This is a genomic window from Methylobacterium sp. J-067, from assembly GCF_022829465.1.
GTDB classification, from domain to species: domain Bacteria; phylum Pseudomonadota; class Alphaproteobacteria; order Rhizobiales; family Beijerinckiaceae; genus Methylobacterium; species Methylobacterium litchii.
Genome location: NZ_JAKSXZ010000050.1, coordinates 60,754 through 77,299 on the forward strand (window position 1 = coordinate 60,754; position 16,546 = coordinate 77,299).

The window sequence follows — 16,546 nt, forward strand, 5'->3', positions numbered from 1 at the left end:
TCACGCCGCCGCTGCGCGCTCCGCACGCAGGCGGGCCATCGCGTCATGGGCCATGCTGGCGTCGAACTCCCCGGCGAGCTTGGCGGTGACAACGGTGGCCACGCTATTGCCGATGACGTTCGTCGTGGCGATGGCGATGGACATGAAGCGGTAGACGCCGAACAGGATCGGCAGGCCCTCCAGCGGCAGCACGCCAGTCGCCGCCACCGTTGCGGCGAAGACCACGAAGCTGCCGCCCGACACCGTCGCCGCGCCCTTCGAGGTCAGCAGCATGATCGCCAGGATGCCGAGCTGCTGACCGAGGTCGAGGGGCACATGGTAGGCGTTGGCCAGGAAGATCACGCCCATCGACATGTAGATCGAGGTGCCGTCGAGGTTGAACGCGTAGCCGGTGGGCAGGACGAGTCCGACCGACTGGCGCGAGCAGCCGTAGGTCGGCAGCTTCTCGAGGAGGCGGGGCAGCACGCTTTCCGAGGAAGCGGTGCCGAGCACGATGTAGATCTCCTCGCGGATGAAGTTCAGGAACTGGAACAGGTTGATCTTGAAGATAGCCGAGATCGTCCCGAGGACCACGACGATGAAGACAGCGACCACCGCGTAGAAGCTCAGGATCAGGTAGAGCAGCGACAGGAGCACGTTGGTGCCGCTCGATCCGACCGCGAAGGCCACGGCCCCGAACGTCCCGATGGGCGCCGTCAGCATGATGAGGTGGATGAACTCGAAGAAGGCGTCCGAAATCTTGTTCAGGCCCGCCTCGATGGGCGCGCGCTTCTCGACCGGGAGGTGGAGCAGCGCCGCCCCGAAGATCAGGGCGATGACCAGCACCTGCAGGAGTTCGCCTTTGGCGAAGGCGCCGATGAAGTTGTCGGGGAAGACGTTGAGGATGAAGTCGAGCGTCGAGTGCGGGGCGGCGGCGCCGGTGGGCGCCTTGCCCTGGGCGAGGTTGGCGCGGGTCGCGTCCGCCATGCCCTGGCCGACCCCGAGCAGGTTGCCCGCGAGGAGGCCGACGCCGAGCGCGAGGGTCGAGACGATCTCGAAGTAGAGCATCGCGATCAGGCCGACCTTGCCCACCCGCTTGAAGTCACCCGCCGACGTCACGCCGACGACGACGCACAGGAAGACCAGCGGGGCGACGGCGGTCTTGATCAGCCGCAGGAAGATGTCGCCGAGGATCTTGAGCGGGACGGCGACCTCGGGAACGAGGAAGCCGGTGGCGGCGCCGAGCAGCATCGCGACGACGATCTGGAAGCCGAGATTGGTCCAGAGCGACTTTTTCTTCTTCATGGGGACCAAGGGCGTCGAACTGGGGACGACGTGCGGGTCGGTGCTGGCGGTGGGCATGGCTTCCTCCGGGCAGGTTCGGGCGGCTGCGCACTCTCGTTGTCGTCAGGCGGGCGGTCCCGACGGTTCGGTGCGGTCAGCGGGTGGGGCAGGATCTCGGTGGGGAAACGGACGTGGCTCAAGCGCCGCGGGGGACTGAGGCCAGGACGCGGTCGACCATTGCGGGGGCGGCCCCCAGGTAGTGGGCCGGGTCGGTCAGGCGTTCGATGGCGGCGCGGTCGAAATGCGCCGTGACCTCGGGCACCTGCGCCAGCGCCTCGGCCAGGGTGCCGCCCTTCTCGTTGACGACGCGGCAGGCGGCGTAGACGAGGTCGTGGGCCTGCTGGCGGCCGGTATGGGGGGCGAGCGCCATCATCACAGCCTCGGCGACGATCAGGCCACGGCTGATCCCGAGATTGTCGCGCATGCGCGCCTCGTCGACGATCAGGCCGCCGAGAGCGAACTTCGCTTGGTGCAGGGCGCCGGCGGTGAGCACGAAGCTCTCCGGCAGGGCCATCCACTCGGCGTGCCAGGGGCCGGTGGCCCGCTCGAAGTCCTGGACCATCGCGTCGAGCATCAGCCCGGCATGCTGGCGGACGCCCTTGGAGGCGGCGAGCATGAGCTCCGAGGAGATCGGGTTGCGCTTCTGCGGCATGGTCGAGGAGGCGCCTCGCCCGGTGACGAAGGGCTCATAGACCTCCGCGAACTCGGTCGAGGCCATGATCATGATGTCGAGCGCGATCTTGCCGAGCGAGCCGGTGATCAGCGCCAGCAGGTTGAGCGTCTCCGCGAACCCGTCGCGGGCCACGTGCCAGGTCGAGGCGGGCTGGCCGAGACCCAACTCCCGGCAGAACGCCTCCTGCACCGCCAGACCGTCCCCGCCGAGCGAGGCCAGCGTGCCCGCCGCACCGGCGAACTCACCGACCAGCACGCGAGGCTTCAGCTGCTCCAGGCGCTCGGCGTGGCGGTCGAACATGGCGAGCCAGATCGCGGTCTTGTAGCCGAAGGTGACGGGCAGGGCCTGCTGGAGGTGGGTGCGCCCGGCCATCGGCGTGTCGCGGTAGCGCCGCGACAGGTCCGCCAGGATCGTGCGGAGTTCGGCGATGTCGGCCTCCACGATCTCCAGCCCGGCCCGGATCTGGAGGGCGTTGGCCGTGTCCATGATGTCCTGGGTGGTGGCGCCCCAGTGGACGTAGCGGCCGGCCTCGCCGCATTGGTGCACGAGCTGATGCACGAGCGGGAGGATCGGGTAGCCGACGTTGTCCGTCTCCCGGCGCAGCAGATCGAAGTCGAGGGCGTCGAAGTCACATTGCGCGGCGATGACCTCGGCGGCCTCGGCCGGGATGACGCCGCAGGCCGCCTCGGCTTTCGCCAGGGCGATCTCGGCCTCGATGTAGCGCTGGATCAGAGCGTGGTCGGAGAACACCGCCCGCATGGCGGGCGTGCCGAAGGCGTCGCGGAACAAGAGGGAATCGAGGGCGGTGGTGGCGGTTGGGGGGAGCTGGCGGCCCACGGTTTCCTCCTGGCGAACGCGCCCGTATCTTTTATGTTCGGACATTAATAACGGTATGTCATGTCCGGACATTATGTCAATCGGCATGGCGTAAGCGGAGGACCGGCGGATGGAACGGTGCGATGGGTGAGACGCTCTGGGCGCAGGTGGCGCAGGACCTGACGGCGGGGATCAGCTCGGGGCGTTTCCCGGTCGGTTCGTTGCTGCCGACGGAGCTCGATCTCTGCGCGCATTACGGGACGAGCCGGCACACGGTGCGCACCGCCATTCGGCAGTTGCAGGAGCAGGGGCTGGTCTCGCGCAACAAGAAGGCTGGGACGCGGGTCGAGGCCACCGCCCCGACCAGCGGATACCGGCAGGCGCTGGCCTCCCTGGAGGACCTCGTCCAGTTCGGCGAGGCCCATGTCCGCGAGGTCCAGGCGACCGGCCCGGTGACGGCCGATGCCGGCCTCGCGGCGGAACTCGGGTGCGCGCCGGGAACGCGATGGTTCCGGATCTCCAGCCTGCGCCTGGACGGCAGGCCGGGCAGCGCCCCGGTCGGCTGGACGGACGTGTACGTCGACCCGGCCTATGCCGATCTCGGCGAGATCGTCCGCGCGGCACCGCACCTTCTGGTCATCACCCTGATCGAACAACGGCACGGCCGAAGCTGCGCCGAGATCCGGCAGGACGTGGATGCCGTCGCCCTACCCCCCGCGCAGGCCGCGACGCTCGGCGCCCAGTCCGGGAGCCCCGCGCTCCGGATCGTCCGGCACTACCTGGACCAAGCGGGCAAGGTCATGGAGATCTCATCGACCCTCCACCCAGCGGGCCGGTTTTCCGTCTCGCAGCGCATGCGCCGGATGATCGACGCGAACGATGTAGCGCGATCCGAGGCGCGGTAGCTTCGCAAGCGGAGACATCGGCTCTTCAAGCGAACGGACTTTCCTGATGAGGCCTTGCTAGGGCGATGAGAGTTGCCTCGCAGTTGTACAAACGTGACCGCCGCGACGTCCGCTTCGGAGCAACGGTGAGTGATGGCTGCGTGACCGAGATGGGCGCATCGCGGAACGTCCGGTTCACGTCTCCGGTCAGGTCGCTCCTCACACCCCTCCGTCATCGCTCGCCGCGGCGGCGAGGAAGGCGCCCGTCCCCGCCGGGATCGACGCGGAGCGGGCGACCATGCGGGCCGTCCGCGGTGCGATTTCGAAATGCAGGCGATGGGCGACGCCGAGGCATTCGGGGGAGACCGGGCCGCCGGCGGCCGCCTGCAGCAGCGCCTTCAGGAGCGACCACGGGTGGCCGAGCCCCCGCAGGATCATCGTGAGGGCATGAGGCGTCGGCGCGGCGTGGCAGGCGATCAGCACGCCGACCGGTACATCCACATCCCGCGCCAGGGTCGCCAGCACGTCTTCGAGGCGTCGGCGCGCGAGCCACTCCGCGAGCGTCGAGGAGCGGGTGGGTTTCGGCCCCGGCGCCTTGGCCGCGACGGCCGCCGAGGCGGCGTGGCGGTCGAGATGCGCGGCGCACACCAGCGTGCGGAAGGTCCGCGCGACATGGTCCAGGAGCGTGTCGGCTTCCCCGCCGCTGAACTCCCCCTCCTCGGTCAGGGCCTGCGCCGCCGCCTGCCGCGCGAGGGCCGCCAGGGTGGCGCGGCCGCTTTCGGACAGGTCGGCCCGGTTCGCCAGCGCGAGCAGCAGCGGAAGCGAACGGGCGGCCTCCGGGAGGAGGCTGTCCAACGCGTCCGCGGCCAAGACCGCCCCCGGATTGGTGAGCAGCCCCGTGACGACACGCGGCTCCCCGCCCTGGAGGAGGAGTCCTGCCACGACCGGCCCGAGGCTGCGCCGCCGCGCGACGGCCGCCTGTTGCTCCGGCCCGATGCCGTGGAGGATGTCGAGCAGCCAGTCGTCGTCGAAGCTGGGACATTGCGCCAGGAGCGGCACCGAGACGGCGGGGGAGGGGTCGCGGGCCAAGCGGGTGGCCGTGATCCGGGGCGCCCGCCGGAGCGGCGTCAGGCATTGGGCGAAGGTCGCGCGGGCCTCCTCGTCGACCTGTTCGAGCAGGCTCGCCAGGAGGTGATCGAAGCTCGGCTTGTCCGTGGCCGGCAGCCGCGACCAATGCCGCGTGAGGGCCGCCGCCGACCGCAGCACCAGCTCGGATTGGCGGGCGCGGTCCTTGCCGAGGATCGCGGTTTCGATGTCGCGCACCAGCAGGTCGAGACGCGGCAGCGGCATGCGGCCGGGAGAGGCGTTCATCGCGCGGCCGACGCCGCCGCGAGGTCATCCTCGTGGCGTTCGTACTCCTTCCGCAGCGCTTCCAGGAGATAGGGCTGCCACAGGCCGTAGGTCTCGTAGACGGCCCGGTCGATGTCGGTCGCGGTGAAGGGAAGGCGCAGGGTCGTGCTGGCGCCGAACAGCGAGAGCTTCGACGCGGACATGTCCTCGTTCGGTCCGACCACCATGACGATGCGCGCGCCCGTTCCGTGGGCGTCGATCCGGCAGGCGACCTCCGAGGGCGGCATGTCGGGGATGGACGGGCCGACGACCACGAGGTCGATGGCCTGCGTCGCGGCCGCCTTCACGGCGCTGCGGCCGTCCTTCGCCTCGATCACGCGGAAGCGGAAGGAGGTGGCGGCGAAGATCTGCTGGGCGACCTGCCGGGTCTTCGAGCCGGGCTCGACGAAGAGCAGCGTCAGCTCCCGGCACAGGAAGGCGGCGGCCTGCAGCACATGCCTGACATTGCGCTGGCCGAGGGGCTTCAGGAGGACATCGTAGGCATTGAGCCGCCGCGCGATCGTCGGCCAGCGCGCCGCCAGCAGATCCGCCACGAGGACGATCACGCTGTGGGCGCCGGCCCCCGCGCGCCAGGTGGTGATCATCTCGGCATTCGTGCCCGGCAGGATCGTCTCGATGAACAGGATGTCCGGCGAGGTCTCGGCGATCGCCCGCCGCAATTCGAGGCCGTTGGTCGCCTCCCGGACACAGGCGTCCGGAAGAACGGCGACGATCGCCTCCAGAAGTGTCAGGCGCGTTTCCTCGTCCGCATCCGCGATCAGGATCTTCATGACGCCACCTTCATCGCCGAGGGTCCATGCGAGGCGGCGGCGTGCGGGGGTCGGGAAGATCCGTGTTCGGTCGAGATCGGGGCGCTCTCGCGGATCGGCCGGCTGATTTTCAAAGCTGAGGCTCTGTGATCGTCGGCGCGGGCGCGCGTTTCCGAATTCGACGATGGTGACACGGCGGATCTTAAATTTATCCATACCGTGCAGACACAGACAGCAGTTGTGTGCTCGACGAAAGCCGATCCGGCACGCATCCCGAGACGCGGCGTGGCCGCGTTGCAATCCCCTCCGCCGCGCCCCACACTGAGGGCGGTGAGCCGATCTCAGGCATGGTACGGAGGCGGCATCGGGGCGCCGGACGCCGGCAGACCGACCGAATGGCCCTTCAGAGGATGACGCGTACGATGCCGATCCAGGCACTCAACGAGCGGAAAAAGCTGTCGAGCGACTTCAACGACGCCAACGATGCCTTCATCGACGCCGTGCTGGGCGCGCTCCAATCCGGCGAGATCCCCCTCGATCTGGCCCGCGCCTACCTCGCCCATCCGGTCGCCATGATGCATGCGGACGGCGCGCAGGCCGTGGCGAACTACTTCGACCGGATCCTGGCGCAGCGGCCGAACATCGATTGGACGCCGGGGGACTGAGCGTCCCCGGCCCGAGGTTCCGAGCGCGAGCGGGTCTTCCAAGGAACGGGATATGGCCGACAACTACAGCAAAGAGCGGATGCAGGCAGAGGCGGCCTTCGCGAAGACGCAGGATCGCCCCGGCGGGAAGACGCCCGTCGCGCCGAGCGTCAGCGCCGCCGACCAGAACACCGCCCGCCTCAAGGCGGCCCGCCTCGAACGGGACGCCCTCAAGGCGCGGTCGGGCAAGCCATAGGCGGCGGCGTCCGGACGCGGCCCCACCGCGCGAACGAACTTCCGGGGGCTCCGGCGCCTTGGTCGAGGATCGGACAGGAGATCTCGGCCATGTGGTACCTCTACGGCTTCGTGCTGCTGGCCGGCGTCGCCAACGCCGTCCAGGCCGGACAGAACGGCGCGCTCTCGAAGGGATTGGACGAATCCCTGACCGCCGGCCTCGTCGTGGTCGCCGGCACGGCCACCTGCATCCTCCTCGTCGGCGTCCTCTCCGGGAAGCTCGCATGGCCGACCTCGGCCCAGGCGCTCGCGATGCCGTGGTGGGCGTGGTTCGGCGGCATCCTCGGCGGCGGCATCATCCTCGCGCAGTTCGTCGTCGCCCGGCAGATCGGCGCGGCGCCGTTCCTCGGCCTCCTCGTGACGGCCGGCGTGGTGACCTCGATCCTGCTCGACAATTTCGGGTGGGTCGGCTTCGAGCGCCACCCTGCGAGCCTCTGGCGGATCCTCGGCGGGTGCCTGATGGTGGGCGGCGTCGCCCTGGTCGCCCTGTTCTGACCGCTCGGCCCCGCGACGCCCTCGTCTTGCCGATCCCTGGGAGAAGGCCATGACCGAACCACCGGACGACAACCTGGACCATTATGCACTGGGCTTCTACGCGCCCGGCAAGCACATCGCCCGCGAATCCTGCCCCTATGCAGAGGGCACGGAGGCGCAGGCGCGCTGGCTGGCTGGCTACGATGCCGCCGTCCGCGGCGAGGCCCTGGAGGATCGCGCTGAGGGTTCGGCGTGAGGTCGGGCTCGCGTCCCTGTGACCTTCCCGGCCTTCGCACGTTGGCCTGAGACGGAGGCGCTCGGCTTCGGAGCCGTGCGACGCCTCATCGAGCCTCGAAGGACACCCCCATGAAACGCATCCTGATCGCATCCGTCCTCATCCTGTCGCCGTTCGCGCTCGCCGCGACCGCGGAGGCCCAGGGCACCATTCCCGGCGCCCAGCGCGGAGCGGAGGACGGCAACCGCGCGGCGGGGCCGATCGGCGGCGTCGTCGGTGGAGCGGTCGGGGCCGCGACCGGCACGGTCGGCGGCGTCCTCGGCGTCGATCCGGAGCGGGATCGCCGGGACGAGCGGATGGAGCGCCGGGAGGAGCGTCGGGAGATGCAGCGGCGTTAAGGGCCGGATTCTTGCTGCCGCCGGCCGAGGGCCGGCGGCAGCGCCGGAACCGCCCTTGTTAAGGCCCTCCGCCCGGAGCCCCGATGACCCGCCCCCGCCGTATCGGCCTGCCGTGGTACGCCCCGGAGAATTACGACGCGCTTCGTGCGAGCCTCGACGACGGCGCGCGGCTCCCTCCGGCCTACGAGACATGGCGGATCGCGACCGAGCAGATGGAGCGGGAGGTCCAGCGCAGCGGCGTCGAGGTCGTCCGTGTCCCGATCGAGCCGGACGCGTTCGCCCTGTGGTGCGTCCGCGACGGCGGGAAGCCGGACGCCGCCGCCCGCTCCCGCTATGCCGCCGAGGTCATCGGCCGGGACGGCTAGCGGCAGCCCGCCGCCTCGCGCCGTGCCGCCCTGGCCGTCGCGATGGCCCGCAGGCGCTCGGCCGCCGCCCGCCCGGTCACGTCGCCATTCAGCCGCGCCTCTAGATCGGCCTTGGCCCGCAGGCCGAGGGCGCGCGCCGCGTCCGGATCGTCGAACAGGCGACGCATCAACCGGGCGGCGTGGGCGATGTCCGGCTCGGCCCAGCGCATTCCGGCCTCGTAGGGCGGGATGTCCCGGTCGAGGGTGACGAGCTCGCAATCGACCAGCAGGCTGTTCCCGTCGTCCATGAAGTCGAGGTTCCCCGAATACCGGGTCGCGATGACCGGGCGGCCGAGGAGCATCGCTTCGGCCATGGTGAGGCCAAGGCCCTCGCTGCGGTGCAGGGACACGTAGGCGTCGGCCGCCGCCATGAGGCTCAGGGTTTCCTCGTGCGCGGTCGTCCGGTCGATGACGGTCACGTTCGCTCCCGCCGCCGCCGTCAGCCGCGCGAGTTCGTCGGGATGGCGCTCGCCGAACGAGGTCTTGATCACGAGACGGGCCGGCTCCCCGCCGGGGAACGCCCGGGTGAACGCCTCGATCAGGCCGAACGGGTTCTTCCGGTCCATGACGCTCGTCATGTGGAACACGAAGACGAACACGAACTCGTCGTCGCGCAGCCCGAACGCCGCCCGGGGCAGGGGGGTGAACGGGGCGATCTCGACCCCCGGGGGAAGGACGTGGACCGGCTGCCGGTACTGGCGGCGCAGGGCGGCGGCCACGAACTCCGTCGCGGTCCAGAACTCGTCGCAATGCAGGGCCGCCTCGTTCCAGGCCTCCGGCACCGCGTCGAATTCCCAGTACCAGTAGCCGATCCGGTAGGTCCGCTCCGGGCGCGGCCGGAGGCCGGCCTGCGGGTACGCGCGCAGGAAGTAGGGTTCCGGCTGCAGGTGGATCAGGGTCGTGTCGTGGGCCTCCATCCCCTGGAAGCGGCCGGGAAGCGGCTCGTCCGTGTCCCGCGTCGTCGGGGCGTTGCGCAGGCTCAGCGCGACGCCCTGGCGGCCGAGGCCCTGGACGAGGTTCTCGACCGAGATGCGCAGGCCGGACGGGTAGGCGAAATGGCCGATGACGTTGAGGCCGGGCCGCACGATCTCCCGGGCGAGGGCCTCGCTGGACCGTTCGGCCAGCCAGGCCAGCGGCAGGGCGTGCAGACCGGCGCCGGGGCTTTGCAGGAAGGCGAGGAGGCCGCGGGCGGCTGCCTCGTCGGTCATCGCCTCCGGACAACGCCGCTGCCAGTCCGGCCGCGCGCCATAGGCGAGGCGAACCTGGTCGGCCTCGCCCAGCCGCGTCGGAAAGCGCTGCGCAAAGATCGCGGGATCGTGGCAATCGTGGGTCTCGGCGACCCATTCGGCGAGGCGCAGGATGCCGAAGACGGTGCCGCCGTCCGGGACCGCCGCCTGCCAGTCCGGCGTCAGGGCCCAGGTCTCGCAGAGCGCGGCCTGCGCGTCCTGCGCGCTCCGGATCAGGAACCACCAGATCTCCTCGCGCGTCACGCTCCCCTCCCGCAGGGCGGCGAACAGCGTCCGGCACGCCATCCAGGCGCCGGTGGGCATCAGGAACAGGGGCTCCCGGCGGCGCAGGTCGGCATCGGACGCGAGACGATGATGCGCCCGCATCTCCGGCTCCGCCGCGAGGGCGGGCTCGATCCAGGGAGCATGCTCCGGGCTCAGCCCAAGGCGCGCGAGGCCCTCCGTCGTCGCGAAACGCGCGAAGGGGCCGTCCGGGCCCTCGTGCAGCGCGCGCGGGAAGCGCACGCGCAGATCCCGGTGGCGCAGGAGTTCGAGCACGATCCGGATTCCCGCGTCCAACGCGGGCTGCAGCCGGGACGGCTCGAAGGTCCCCAATGTCGGATCGAGGCCGGGCCCGGCCGCCGCCGCGATCATCGCCTCGTCGAAGATGTCGAGGCGCCGCCCACCGTGGGGGCGCGGGGAGGGGTGCCAGCTATCCCCGGACGCAGCCAGCGTCCGCCCCTCCCGGAGGCCGTGTTCGAGGTAGTGGGCGAGGGGATTGCCCCCGAGGAGGGCCACGTCGGGGTTGGCGGCGAGGTAGGCCTTCGTGTCGAAGTGCGGTCCCGCCGCGCGCCCCTCGGCTGCGCCGTACAGCATGAAGTGGGCGAGGGGGCCGTCCGGGAACCCGGCGACGTCGGGATAGGCACAGAGGTACCATTCCGGGTCGAACAATCCCGAGTCGGTGATCAGTTGGTCGAGGCGCTGGCGGCGGGACCGCGCGCGGCGTGCCCCGCTCAACGAAACGATCTTGCGCAACATGCCTGGGACGCCCCCGCGGGTTGCAAAGGCAGCTGCCGTTCCCGGACGCGGCCCGCAAGACGACCGGCAAGACGACCGCTGAGGTTCCGCCGGGCTGGGGCTGCGCCATGTCAGGGTCCGCTCCGCCGCCTGGGCGAGCCCTTCACGGTCTCGCGGCGCAGGCCTGCCGGGCGGCGTTGAGGATATCGGTCAGGGTCTGTCGCCAGGGGATGACGGGGGCCCAGCCGGTGGTGTCCCGCAGCTTCTGCGCGTTCCCGGCCGCGATGGCGATCTCCGAGGGGCGCTGACGGTCCGGCGCCGCCACCGCCTCGAAGGGGACGCGGGCGAGGGCGCGCAGTTCGGCCAGGATCTCGGCGATCGTGCGTGGCTCACCGCTGGCCACGTTGAAGACGGTGCCGTGGGCGATGGCCTCGGAGTTCGCGATCACCGAGGCGTAGGCCCGCACCACGTCGCGGGCATCGAGGAAGTCTCGCTTCGCGTCGAGATTGCCGACCATGAGCCGAGGCGGGGCGAGTCCGGCCTCGATCCGGGCGATCTGGCTCGCGAAGCTCGCGACGACGAAGCGCTCGTCCTGGCCGGGGCCGGTATGGTTGAACGGCCGCAGCACGATCGAGCGAACGCCGCTGTTGGCGAAGATGTCGGACAACATCTCCTCGCCCACGAGCTTGGTTCGGGCATAGGTCCCGGCGGGGAGGGGGGTGATGTCCTCCACCACCGTCTCGTGGTTCAGGAAGGCGCGGCCATAGACCTCGCCGGAACTCACGAACAGGAAGGTGGCGGTCGGCGCGGCGAACTGGACCGCCTCGACGAGGTTCATGAGCGCCGTCACGTTGGCGCGCCACGTCCCGAGGGGCCCGGTCGGCGTGTAGCCGATCGAGGCCTGCCCCGCGAGGTGGAGGATGTGCGTCGGCCCGAAGCCGGCGATCAGGGTCTGAAGAGAGGCGGCCTCTTCGAGATCGACGGAGTAGAAGGAGGCCCCAGGCGGCAGCGTGTCGAAGGATCCCCGGCCGATTCCCAGGACGTCGTAATCCTCCGAGGCGGCGAAGGCTGACATCGCATGGCGGCCGACGAAGCCGGCCGCACCGGTGACGAGAAGTCTCTTACGCAGGGGTGCGGCCGCCATGAAGGGATCAGACTGCTCGGCGCAGCCGCTCGAGATCGGCCGTCACCATCTCCTCGATCATCGCTTCGAGGGGCGTCTCGGGCTGCCAGCCGAGCACCGACTGCGCCTTGGCGGGGTTGCCGAGGAGCACGTCCACCTCGGCCGGGCGGAACAGCGCCGGATCGATCACGAGGTGATCGTCGATGTTCAGGCCGACATGCCGGAAGGCGATCTCACACATCGCGCGCACCGTCGTGGTCCGCCCCGTCGCCACGACGTAATCGTCGGGCTGGTCCTGCTGCAGCATCAGCCACATCGCCTTCACGTAATCGCGGGCGTGGCCCCAATCGCGCTTGGCGTCGATGTTCCCGAGCCGCAGCTCCTTGGCCATCCCGAGCTTGATCCGGGCGACGCCATCGGTGACCTTGCGGGTCACGAATTCCACGCCGCGCAGCGGGCTCTCGTGGTTGAACAGGATGCCGTTCGAGGCATGCAGCCCGAAGCTTTCCCGGTAGTTGATCGTCATCCAGTGGGCGTAGAGCTTGGCCACGCCGTAGGGCGAGCGCGGGTAGAACGGGGTGTTCTCGCTCTGCACCGTCTCCTGGATGAGACCGAACATCTCCGAGGAGGACGCTTGGTAGAAGCGCGCCTGCGGGCAGATGGTGCGGACGCTCTCCAGGATGTTGACCGCGCCGAGACCGGTGATCTGTCCGGTCAGAAGCGGCTGCTGCCAGGAGGCCGTCACGAAGGATTGAGCCGCGAGATTGTAGACTTCGTCCGGCTGAACTTCCTGAACAAGACGCAGGATGCTCGACAGGTCCAGCAAGTTGCCGTCATGCAACCTGACATCGGCCGCACAGCCGAGCCACTTCAGGCGGTGGTCGAACACGCCCGCATGACTGGATCGGCGGACGAGGCCGTGGACGGAATAGCCCTTCTGCAGAAGAAGCTGGGCCAAATAGGCCCCGTCCTGGCCGGTGATGCCCGTGATAAGGGCGCGCTTGCTGCTCATCGCAATCCCAATGCCTAGGTCCGGAAGCTGCTACGATCCTTGCGGGGATGGGTCAAGGCTGTCATCCGGACAAAAAAATCTCAGCGCCGAAGCGGGCACGAGCCTGCATCAAAGAGCATGAGCGCGGTTCGTGCAAATGCCGGCCGAGCAGCCGAGGCGATGCCGTGCGGCCGGATTGGATCAATACGCGTCCTAGACTGCCGCGGCGCGGATGGCCTATAGGGGCATCCATACTCAGAACCCTGACTCTCTGAGTGCAGGAGGGCCAATTGGCGGAAAGCTACACAGCACTCGAGAGGTGCCGCGTCAGTGGGTCGAAGTCGCTCATCACGGTGCTCGACCTCGGCGAGCAGGCGCTGACGGGTGTGTTCCCCGCTGACCAGGCCCAGCCCGTCACCGCAGGGCCGCTGCGCCTTGTCTGGTGCCCCGATTCGGGGCTCCTGCAACTCGCTCATTCGTACGACCTCGGCGAGATGTACGGGGACAATTACGGCTACCGCTCCGGCCTCAACCAGAGCATGGTCAACCACCTGACGGTGAAGATCCGGGAGCTGGAGCGTTTCGCCGACCTGAAGCCGGGCGATGCGGTGCTCGACATCGGCAGCAACGATTGCACGTCGCTCAAGGCCTACGAGACCACCGGATTGAAGCGGATCGGCATCGATCCCTCGGGTCAGAAGTTCCTGGAATACTACCCGTCGGACGTCCGCCTCGTGCCGGATTTCTTCACGGCCGAGAACTACTGCTCGACCGGCGCGCCGCCGGCCAAGATCGTGACGTCCATCGCGATGTTCTACGATCTCGAAAGCCCGGTGAGCTTCGCCCGGGAGATCGAGAGCATCCTGGCGCCGGGCGGCCTCTGGCACTTCGAGCAGAGCTACATGCCCTCGATGCTGCGCATGACCTCCTACGATACGGTCTGCCACGAGCATCTCGAATACTATTCGCTGGGCGTCGTGAACCGGATCCTCGCGGAGGCGGGCCTGCGTCCCGTCGACGTCAAGATGAACGCGGTCAACGGCGGCAGCTTCGCGGTGACGGCCGTCCGCAAGGACGATCCCCGGCGGGGCAGCGAGGCCGTGGTGGCGTGGCTTCTGGAGCAGGAAGAGCGGATGGGGCTCACGACGCCCCGCCCCTATCGCGAGTTCGAAGAGCGTACCTTCCGCCATCGCAGGGACCTGCGCCGGCTGCTGGAGGCGCTCAAGGCCGACGGCAAGGTCGTGCTCGGCTACGGGGCGTCCACCAAGGGCAACGTGGTGCTCCAGTTCTGCGACATCGGGCCGGACCTCCTGCCCGCCATCGCCGAGGTCAACCCCGACAAGTTCGGCAAGTTCACCCCCGGCACCGGCATCCCGATCGTGTCGGAGGCCGAGGCGCATGCGATGAAGCCGGATTACATGCTCGTCCTGCCCTGGCACTTCCGCGACGGCATCGTCCGGCGCGAATCCGAGTTCCTCGCCCGGGGCGGGCGGCTCATCTTCCCGTTCCCGGAAATCGAGATCGTCTGAGGCGGCACGGCTCCGCAGGCCTGGAAGGGCGCCGGTCCGAGGGGGGCCGGCGCCTTCTTCGTATCGCGGTGTTTCAGGAGCCGGCGGTGGGACCGGATGCGCCGAGGCATGACGATCCGGGCGAGATGAATTGATGAAGGCGAAGCCAGTACTGCAGATCTTCAAGAATACGGCCGCCGCCGCGACGGGCCTTCGCACGCGCGCCTTCGGTCTCGGCCTCCCCCTGCGGAAGGTGCGGAAAGCCCGCGAGATGGCCGCCTGCCAGGCCCTCTTCGATCTGGAGTATTACTCCAACAAGACGCAGGTGACGTTCAGGAACAAGAAAGACGCCCTGCGGCATTTCCTGTCGGCGCCCTTGTCCGATCTCGCCTCGCCGCATCCTCTGTTCGATGTGGCCTGGTATCTCCAGAAATACCCCGACGTCGCCCTGGAGCGGATCAATCCTCTGATCCATTTCGTCGCCCATGGCGCGATCGAAGGGCGTAGCCCGTCACGGTATTTTGATTCGCAGTATTACCTTGCGACATACCCGGATGTGGTGAAATCCAGGGCCAACCCGCTCATCCATTTCCTCGAACGCGGCGCCGCGGAAGGCCGCAATCCCTCGGCGCAATTCGACACGCGATGGTATCTCGACACCTATCCCGATGTCGCGGCGGCGAAGCGCAACCCGCTCGTTCACTACGTGGAGCATGGCGAGGCCGAGGGGCGCCGCCGCGCGGGTGAGGCCACGTTCCGGCTCGACGCGAAATACTCCCTGCCGGCCGAGGACTTCTCGGCATGGCGCTACCACCTCGATCACACGATGCGGAGCCGGGAGCCCGCACCCCGTCGTCCTGCGCCGACGCTGGACGCGTCGCCTCGCACGGGAGGGGCCAGCCTCGGGAAGATCCTGATCGCCATCAGGGCGGACGGCGCCGGCGCGGAGCGTAACGCGACGCGCGAAACGGCGGGGAGCATCGCGGATGCATCCTCCGATTGCACGTCCCACGTCGTTGACCGGTTCACCTACGGCGCGATCGACGACCTCGTGCGGCATGTCGAGGAGAAGCACGAGGACGCGACCTTCGTGCTCCTCATGGAGGCCGGCGACACGATCGACGCGAAGGGCTTCGCGCGCCTCGTGGCGTGGCTGAACGACCGCGTCTCGGTCTGTGTGTTCGACAGCTACTTCGAAAGGGATGATCGGATCGTCCCGATCTTGCAGCCCGGTGCGAACAGGGGGCAATTGCGCGAGGTCGATGCCGTCTTCTCGCGCTTCGCCATCCGCGCGGATCTCCTGAAACGCGCCGCGCACCCGTCGCGGACCCAAGACCCGCATGCGCTGCTCACGGCCGCTCTCGATATCCTGGCGGCGGGCCGGCAGTTGAGCGGGTTCGTGCATTGTGCCTTCCCGGTGCTGCGGACCCCGGATCTCTCCGGGGCCATCGCCGACCTGCAGGCCTCGCGGGTGGCCGCTCCCCCCCCGGTCGGTCCGGTGCCGGAGGCCTCGGTCTCCGTGATCATCTGCACGCGGAACAAGGCTCACCTTCTCACGCAATTGCTGGAGAACCTCGTCGGCGTCTCCAGCCGGATCGTGAAGGAGATCGTGATCGTCTCGAACAACACCGACAATCTCCGCGCCAAGGAGAACTTGCGGGTCTGGTCGGAGCATCCTCAGGTCAGGATCGTCGAATACAACCAGAAATTCAATTTCTCGGACCAGTGTAACGTCGCCGCGCTGGGATGTTCCGGTGAGTTTCTCTTGATGCTGAACGACGACATCGTTCCCATCACGACGGATTGGCTGGCCAGGATCGTCGCCCGGTTCGAGGATCCGACCCTCGGCGCGGTCGGCCCGCTGCTCCTCTATCCCGACGAAACCGTCCAGCATGGCGGGATGTTTCTCGGCCACCACGGGGCCGCGGGCCATACGCTGCGGCATGCCACGCTGCCCGAGGCCGATTATCTCGTGACGGCGACGAGCCCGCGCGATGTGTCCTGCGTGACGGGTGCCGTGATGCTACTCCGGCGCTCGATCTTCGAGGCGTTGAACGGCTTCGATGTCCAGCTTTCGACGATCTTTCAGGATGTCGACCTGTGCATCCGGATCGTCAACAGCGGCTATCGCATCCTCTACGATCCGAGCGTCGTCCTGCTGCACATGGAATCCGTGTCGATCAAGGCTCTGATCGCGCAGCCGGGCATCCAGGATCAGCGCGGGCGCGAGTACGAGTATTTCTGCCGCCGGCATGGCCGCCAAGGTCAGGGCAGCGACGTCTATCACAATCCCTCGTTCTCGGTGGAGGACGAAAGCCTTCGGACGTTGAGCCTCGTCGATTGATCCCGGTCGGGTTCGCGGTGCAGCAAGGACGAG

16 protein-coding genes are annotated in these 16,546 nt (G+C 68.9%); 9 read left to right on the top strand and 7 right to left on the bottom strand.

Features of this window, described 5'->3' with window-relative positions; genetic code table 11:
- Both MKK52_RS04375 and MKK52_RS04380 read right to left on the bottom strand, forming a co-directional pair.
- A complete protein-coding gene (locus tag MKK52_RS04375) occupies window positions 1–1,341 on the bottom strand; it encodes a cation:dicarboxylate symporter family transporter (protein ID WP_243952566.1) in 1,341 nt (446 codons plus the stop codon).
- Between the two features lie 118 nt (window positions 1,342–1,459).
- Window positions 1,460–2,755, bottom strand: coding sequence for an adenylosuccinate lyase family protein (locus tag MKK52_RS04380; RefSeq protein ID WP_279597637.1), 1,296 nt, complete (start codon window positions 2,753–2,755; stop codon window positions 1,460–1,462).
- 200 nt (window positions 2,756–2,955) lie between these two features.
- Here MKK52_RS04380 and MKK52_RS04385 point away from each other — a divergent pair, with 200 nt between their 5' ends.
- The gene (locus tag MKK52_RS04385) at window positions 2,956–3,717 is read left to right on the top strand and encodes a GntR family transcriptional regulator (RefSeq protein WP_243952568.1); all 762 of its coding nucleotides are present in this window, start codon (window positions 2,956–2,958) and stop codon (window positions 3,715–3,717) included.
- Between the two features lie 198 nt (window positions 3,718–3,915).
- Here MKK52_RS04385 and MKK52_RS04390 read toward each other — a convergent pair whose 3' ends face one another.
- Together MKK52_RS04390 and MKK52_RS04395 are read right to left on the bottom strand one after the other, a co-directional pair.
- A complete protein-coding gene (locus MKK52_RS04390; protein WP_243952570.1) occupies window positions 3,916–5,067 on the bottom strand; it encodes a DUF2336 domain-containing protein in 1,152 nt (383 codons plus the stop codon).
- A complete protein-coding gene (locus MKK52_RS04395; RefSeq protein ID WP_243952572.1) occupies window positions 5,064–5,876 on the bottom strand; it encodes a response regulator in 813 nt (270 codons plus the stop codon). The genes MKK52_RS04390 and MKK52_RS04395 overlap by 4 nt, the downstream gene beginning before the upstream one ends.
- A gap of 401 nt (window positions 5,877–6,277) precedes the next feature.
- Here MKK52_RS04395 and MKK52_RS04400 point away from each other — a divergent pair, with 401 nt between their 5' ends.
- The 6 genes from MKK52_RS04400 to MKK52_RS04425 all read left to right on the top strand — a co-directional run bounded on the left by MKK52_RS04400 (window position 6,278) and on the right by MKK52_RS04425 (window position 8,265).
- Window positions 6,278–6,520, top strand: a complete 243-nt coding sequence (locus MKK52_RS04400; RefSeq protein ID WP_243952573.1) for a hypothetical protein — start codon at window positions 6,278–6,280, stop codon at window positions 6,518–6,520.
- Between the two features lie 52 nt (window positions 6,521–6,572).
- Complete coding sequence (locus MKK52_RS04405; RefSeq protein ID WP_243952574.1) at window positions 6,573–6,755, top strand: hypothetical protein; 183 nt, start codon at window positions 6,573–6,575, stop codon at window positions 6,753–6,755.
- Window positions 6,756–6,844: 89 nt separating this feature from the next.
- Window positions 6,845–7,288 carry a DMT family transporter gene (locus MKK52_RS04410; protein ID WP_243952575.1) on the top strand — a complete coding sequence of 148 codons (444 nt, stop codon included), beginning with the start codon at window positions 6,845–6,847 and terminating at the stop codon, window positions 7,286–7,288.
- Window positions 7,289–7,337: 49 nt separating this feature from the next.
- Complete coding sequence (locus tag MKK52_RS04415; protein WP_243952576.1) at window positions 7,338–7,523, top strand: ribosome modulation factor; 186 nt, start codon at window positions 7,338–7,340, stop codon at window positions 7,521–7,523.
- 110 nt (window positions 7,524–7,633) lie between these two features.
- A complete protein-coding gene (locus tag MKK52_RS04420) occupies window positions 7,634–7,900 on the top strand; it encodes a hypothetical protein (protein WP_243952577.1) in 267 nt (88 codons plus the stop codon).
- Between the two features lie 83 nt (window positions 7,901–7,983).
- Complete coding sequence (locus MKK52_RS04425; RefSeq protein WP_243952578.1) at window positions 7,984–8,265, top strand: hypothetical protein; 282 nt, start codon at window positions 7,984–7,986, stop codon at window positions 8,263–8,265.
- Here MKK52_RS04425 and MKK52_RS04430 read toward each other — a convergent pair.
- The 3 genes from MKK52_RS04430 to gmd all read right to left on the bottom strand — a co-directional run bounded on the left by MKK52_RS04430 (window position 8,262) and on the right by gmd (window position 12,682).
- Window positions 8,262–10,547, bottom strand: coding sequence for a glycosyltransferase family 4 protein (locus MKK52_RS04430; protein ID WP_243952579.1), 2,286 nt, complete (start codon window positions 10,545–10,547; stop codon window positions 8,262–8,264). The two genes, MKK52_RS04425 and MKK52_RS04430, sit on opposite strands and share 4 nt — an antisense overlap.
- A 163-nt stretch (window positions 10,548–10,710) precedes the next feature.
- A complete protein-coding gene (locus MKK52_RS04435) occupies window positions 10,711–11,691 on the bottom strand; it encodes an NAD-dependent epimerase/dehydratase family protein (RefSeq protein ID WP_243952581.1) in 981 nt (326 codons plus the stop codon).
- Between the two features lie 7 nt (window positions 11,692–11,698).
- A complete protein-coding gene (gmd, locus tag MKK52_RS04440; protein WP_243952583.1) occupies window positions 11,699–12,682 on the bottom strand; it encodes a GDP-mannose 4,6-dehydratase in 984 nt (327 codons plus the stop codon).
- A gap of 269 nt (window positions 12,683–12,951) precedes the next feature.
- On the opposite strand from gmd, the gene MKK52_RS04445 reads away from it, so the two are divergent.
- Both MKK52_RS04445 and MKK52_RS04450 read left to right on the top strand, forming a co-directional pair.
- On the top strand, window positions 12,952–14,190 hold the full coding sequence (locus tag MKK52_RS04445) for a class I SAM-dependent methyltransferase (protein ID WP_243952584.1): 1,239 nt from the start codon (window positions 12,952–12,954) through the stop codon (window positions 14,188–14,190).
- A 133-nt stretch (window positions 14,191–14,323) separates the two neighbouring features.
- Entirely contained in the window at window positions 14,324–16,513 is a 2,190-nt protein-coding gene (locus tag MKK52_RS04450) for a glycosyltransferase (RefSeq protein WP_243952585.1), read from the top strand.
- Window positions 16,514–16,546 lie beyond the last annotated feature (33 nt).

Bases quoted from the DNA above. Each gene is read 5' to 3' on its own strand.
- MKK52_RS04450 (WP_243952585.1), top strand. From the start codon at position 14,324: ATGAAGGCGAAGCCAGTACTGCAGATCTTCAAGAATACGGCCGCCGCC.
- MKK52_RS04420 (WP_243952577.1), top strand. From the start codon at position 7,634: ATGAAACGCATCCTGATCGCATCCGTCCTCATCCTGTCGCCGTTCGCG.
- MKK52_RS04390 (WP_243952570.1), bottom strand. From the start codon at position 5,067: ATGAACGCCTCTCCCGGCCGCATGCCGCTGCCGCGTCTCGACCTGCTG.
- MKK52_RS04380 (WP_279597637.1), bottom strand. From the start codon at position 2,755: ATGCGGGCGGTGTTCTCCGACCACGCTCTGATCCAGCGCTACATCGAG.
- MKK52_RS04435 (WP_243952581.1), bottom strand. From the start codon at position 11,691: ATGGCGGCCGCACCCCTGCGTAAGAGACTTCTCGTCACCGGTGCGGCC.
- MKK52_RS04410 (WP_243952575.1), top strand. From the start codon at position 6,845: ATGTGGTACCTCTACGGCTTCGTGCTGCTGGCCGGCGTCGCCAACGCC.
- gmd (WP_243952583.1), bottom strand. From the start codon at position 12,682: ATGAGCAGCAAGCGCGCCCTTATCACGGGCATCACCGGCCAGGACGGG.
- MKK52_RS04415 (WP_243952576.1), top strand. From the start codon at position 7,338: ATGACCGAACCACCGGACGACAACCTGGACCATTATGCACTGGGCTTC.
- MKK52_RS04375 (WP_243952566.1), bottom strand. From the start codon at position 1,341: ATGCCCACCGCCAGCACCGACCCGCACGTCGTCCCCAGTTCGACGCCC.
- MKK52_RS04400 (WP_243952573.1), top strand. From the start codon at position 6,278: ATGCCGATCCAGGCACTCAACGAGCGGAAAAAGCTGTCGAGCGACTTC.
- MKK52_RS04405 (WP_243952574.1), top strand. From the start codon at position 6,573: ATGGCCGACAACTACAGCAAAGAGCGGATGCAGGCAGAGGCGGCCTTC.
- MKK52_RS04395 (WP_243952572.1), bottom strand. From the start codon at position 5,876: ATGAAGATCCTGATCGCGGATGCGGACGAGGAAACGCGCCTGACACTT.
- MKK52_RS04385 (WP_243952568.1), top strand. From the start codon at position 2,956: ATGGGTGAGACGCTCTGGGCGCAGGTGGCGCAGGACCTGACGGCGGGG.
- MKK52_RS04425 (WP_243952578.1), top strand. From the start codon at position 7,984: ATGACCCGCCCCCGCCGTATCGGCCTGCCGTGGTACGCCCCGGAGAAT.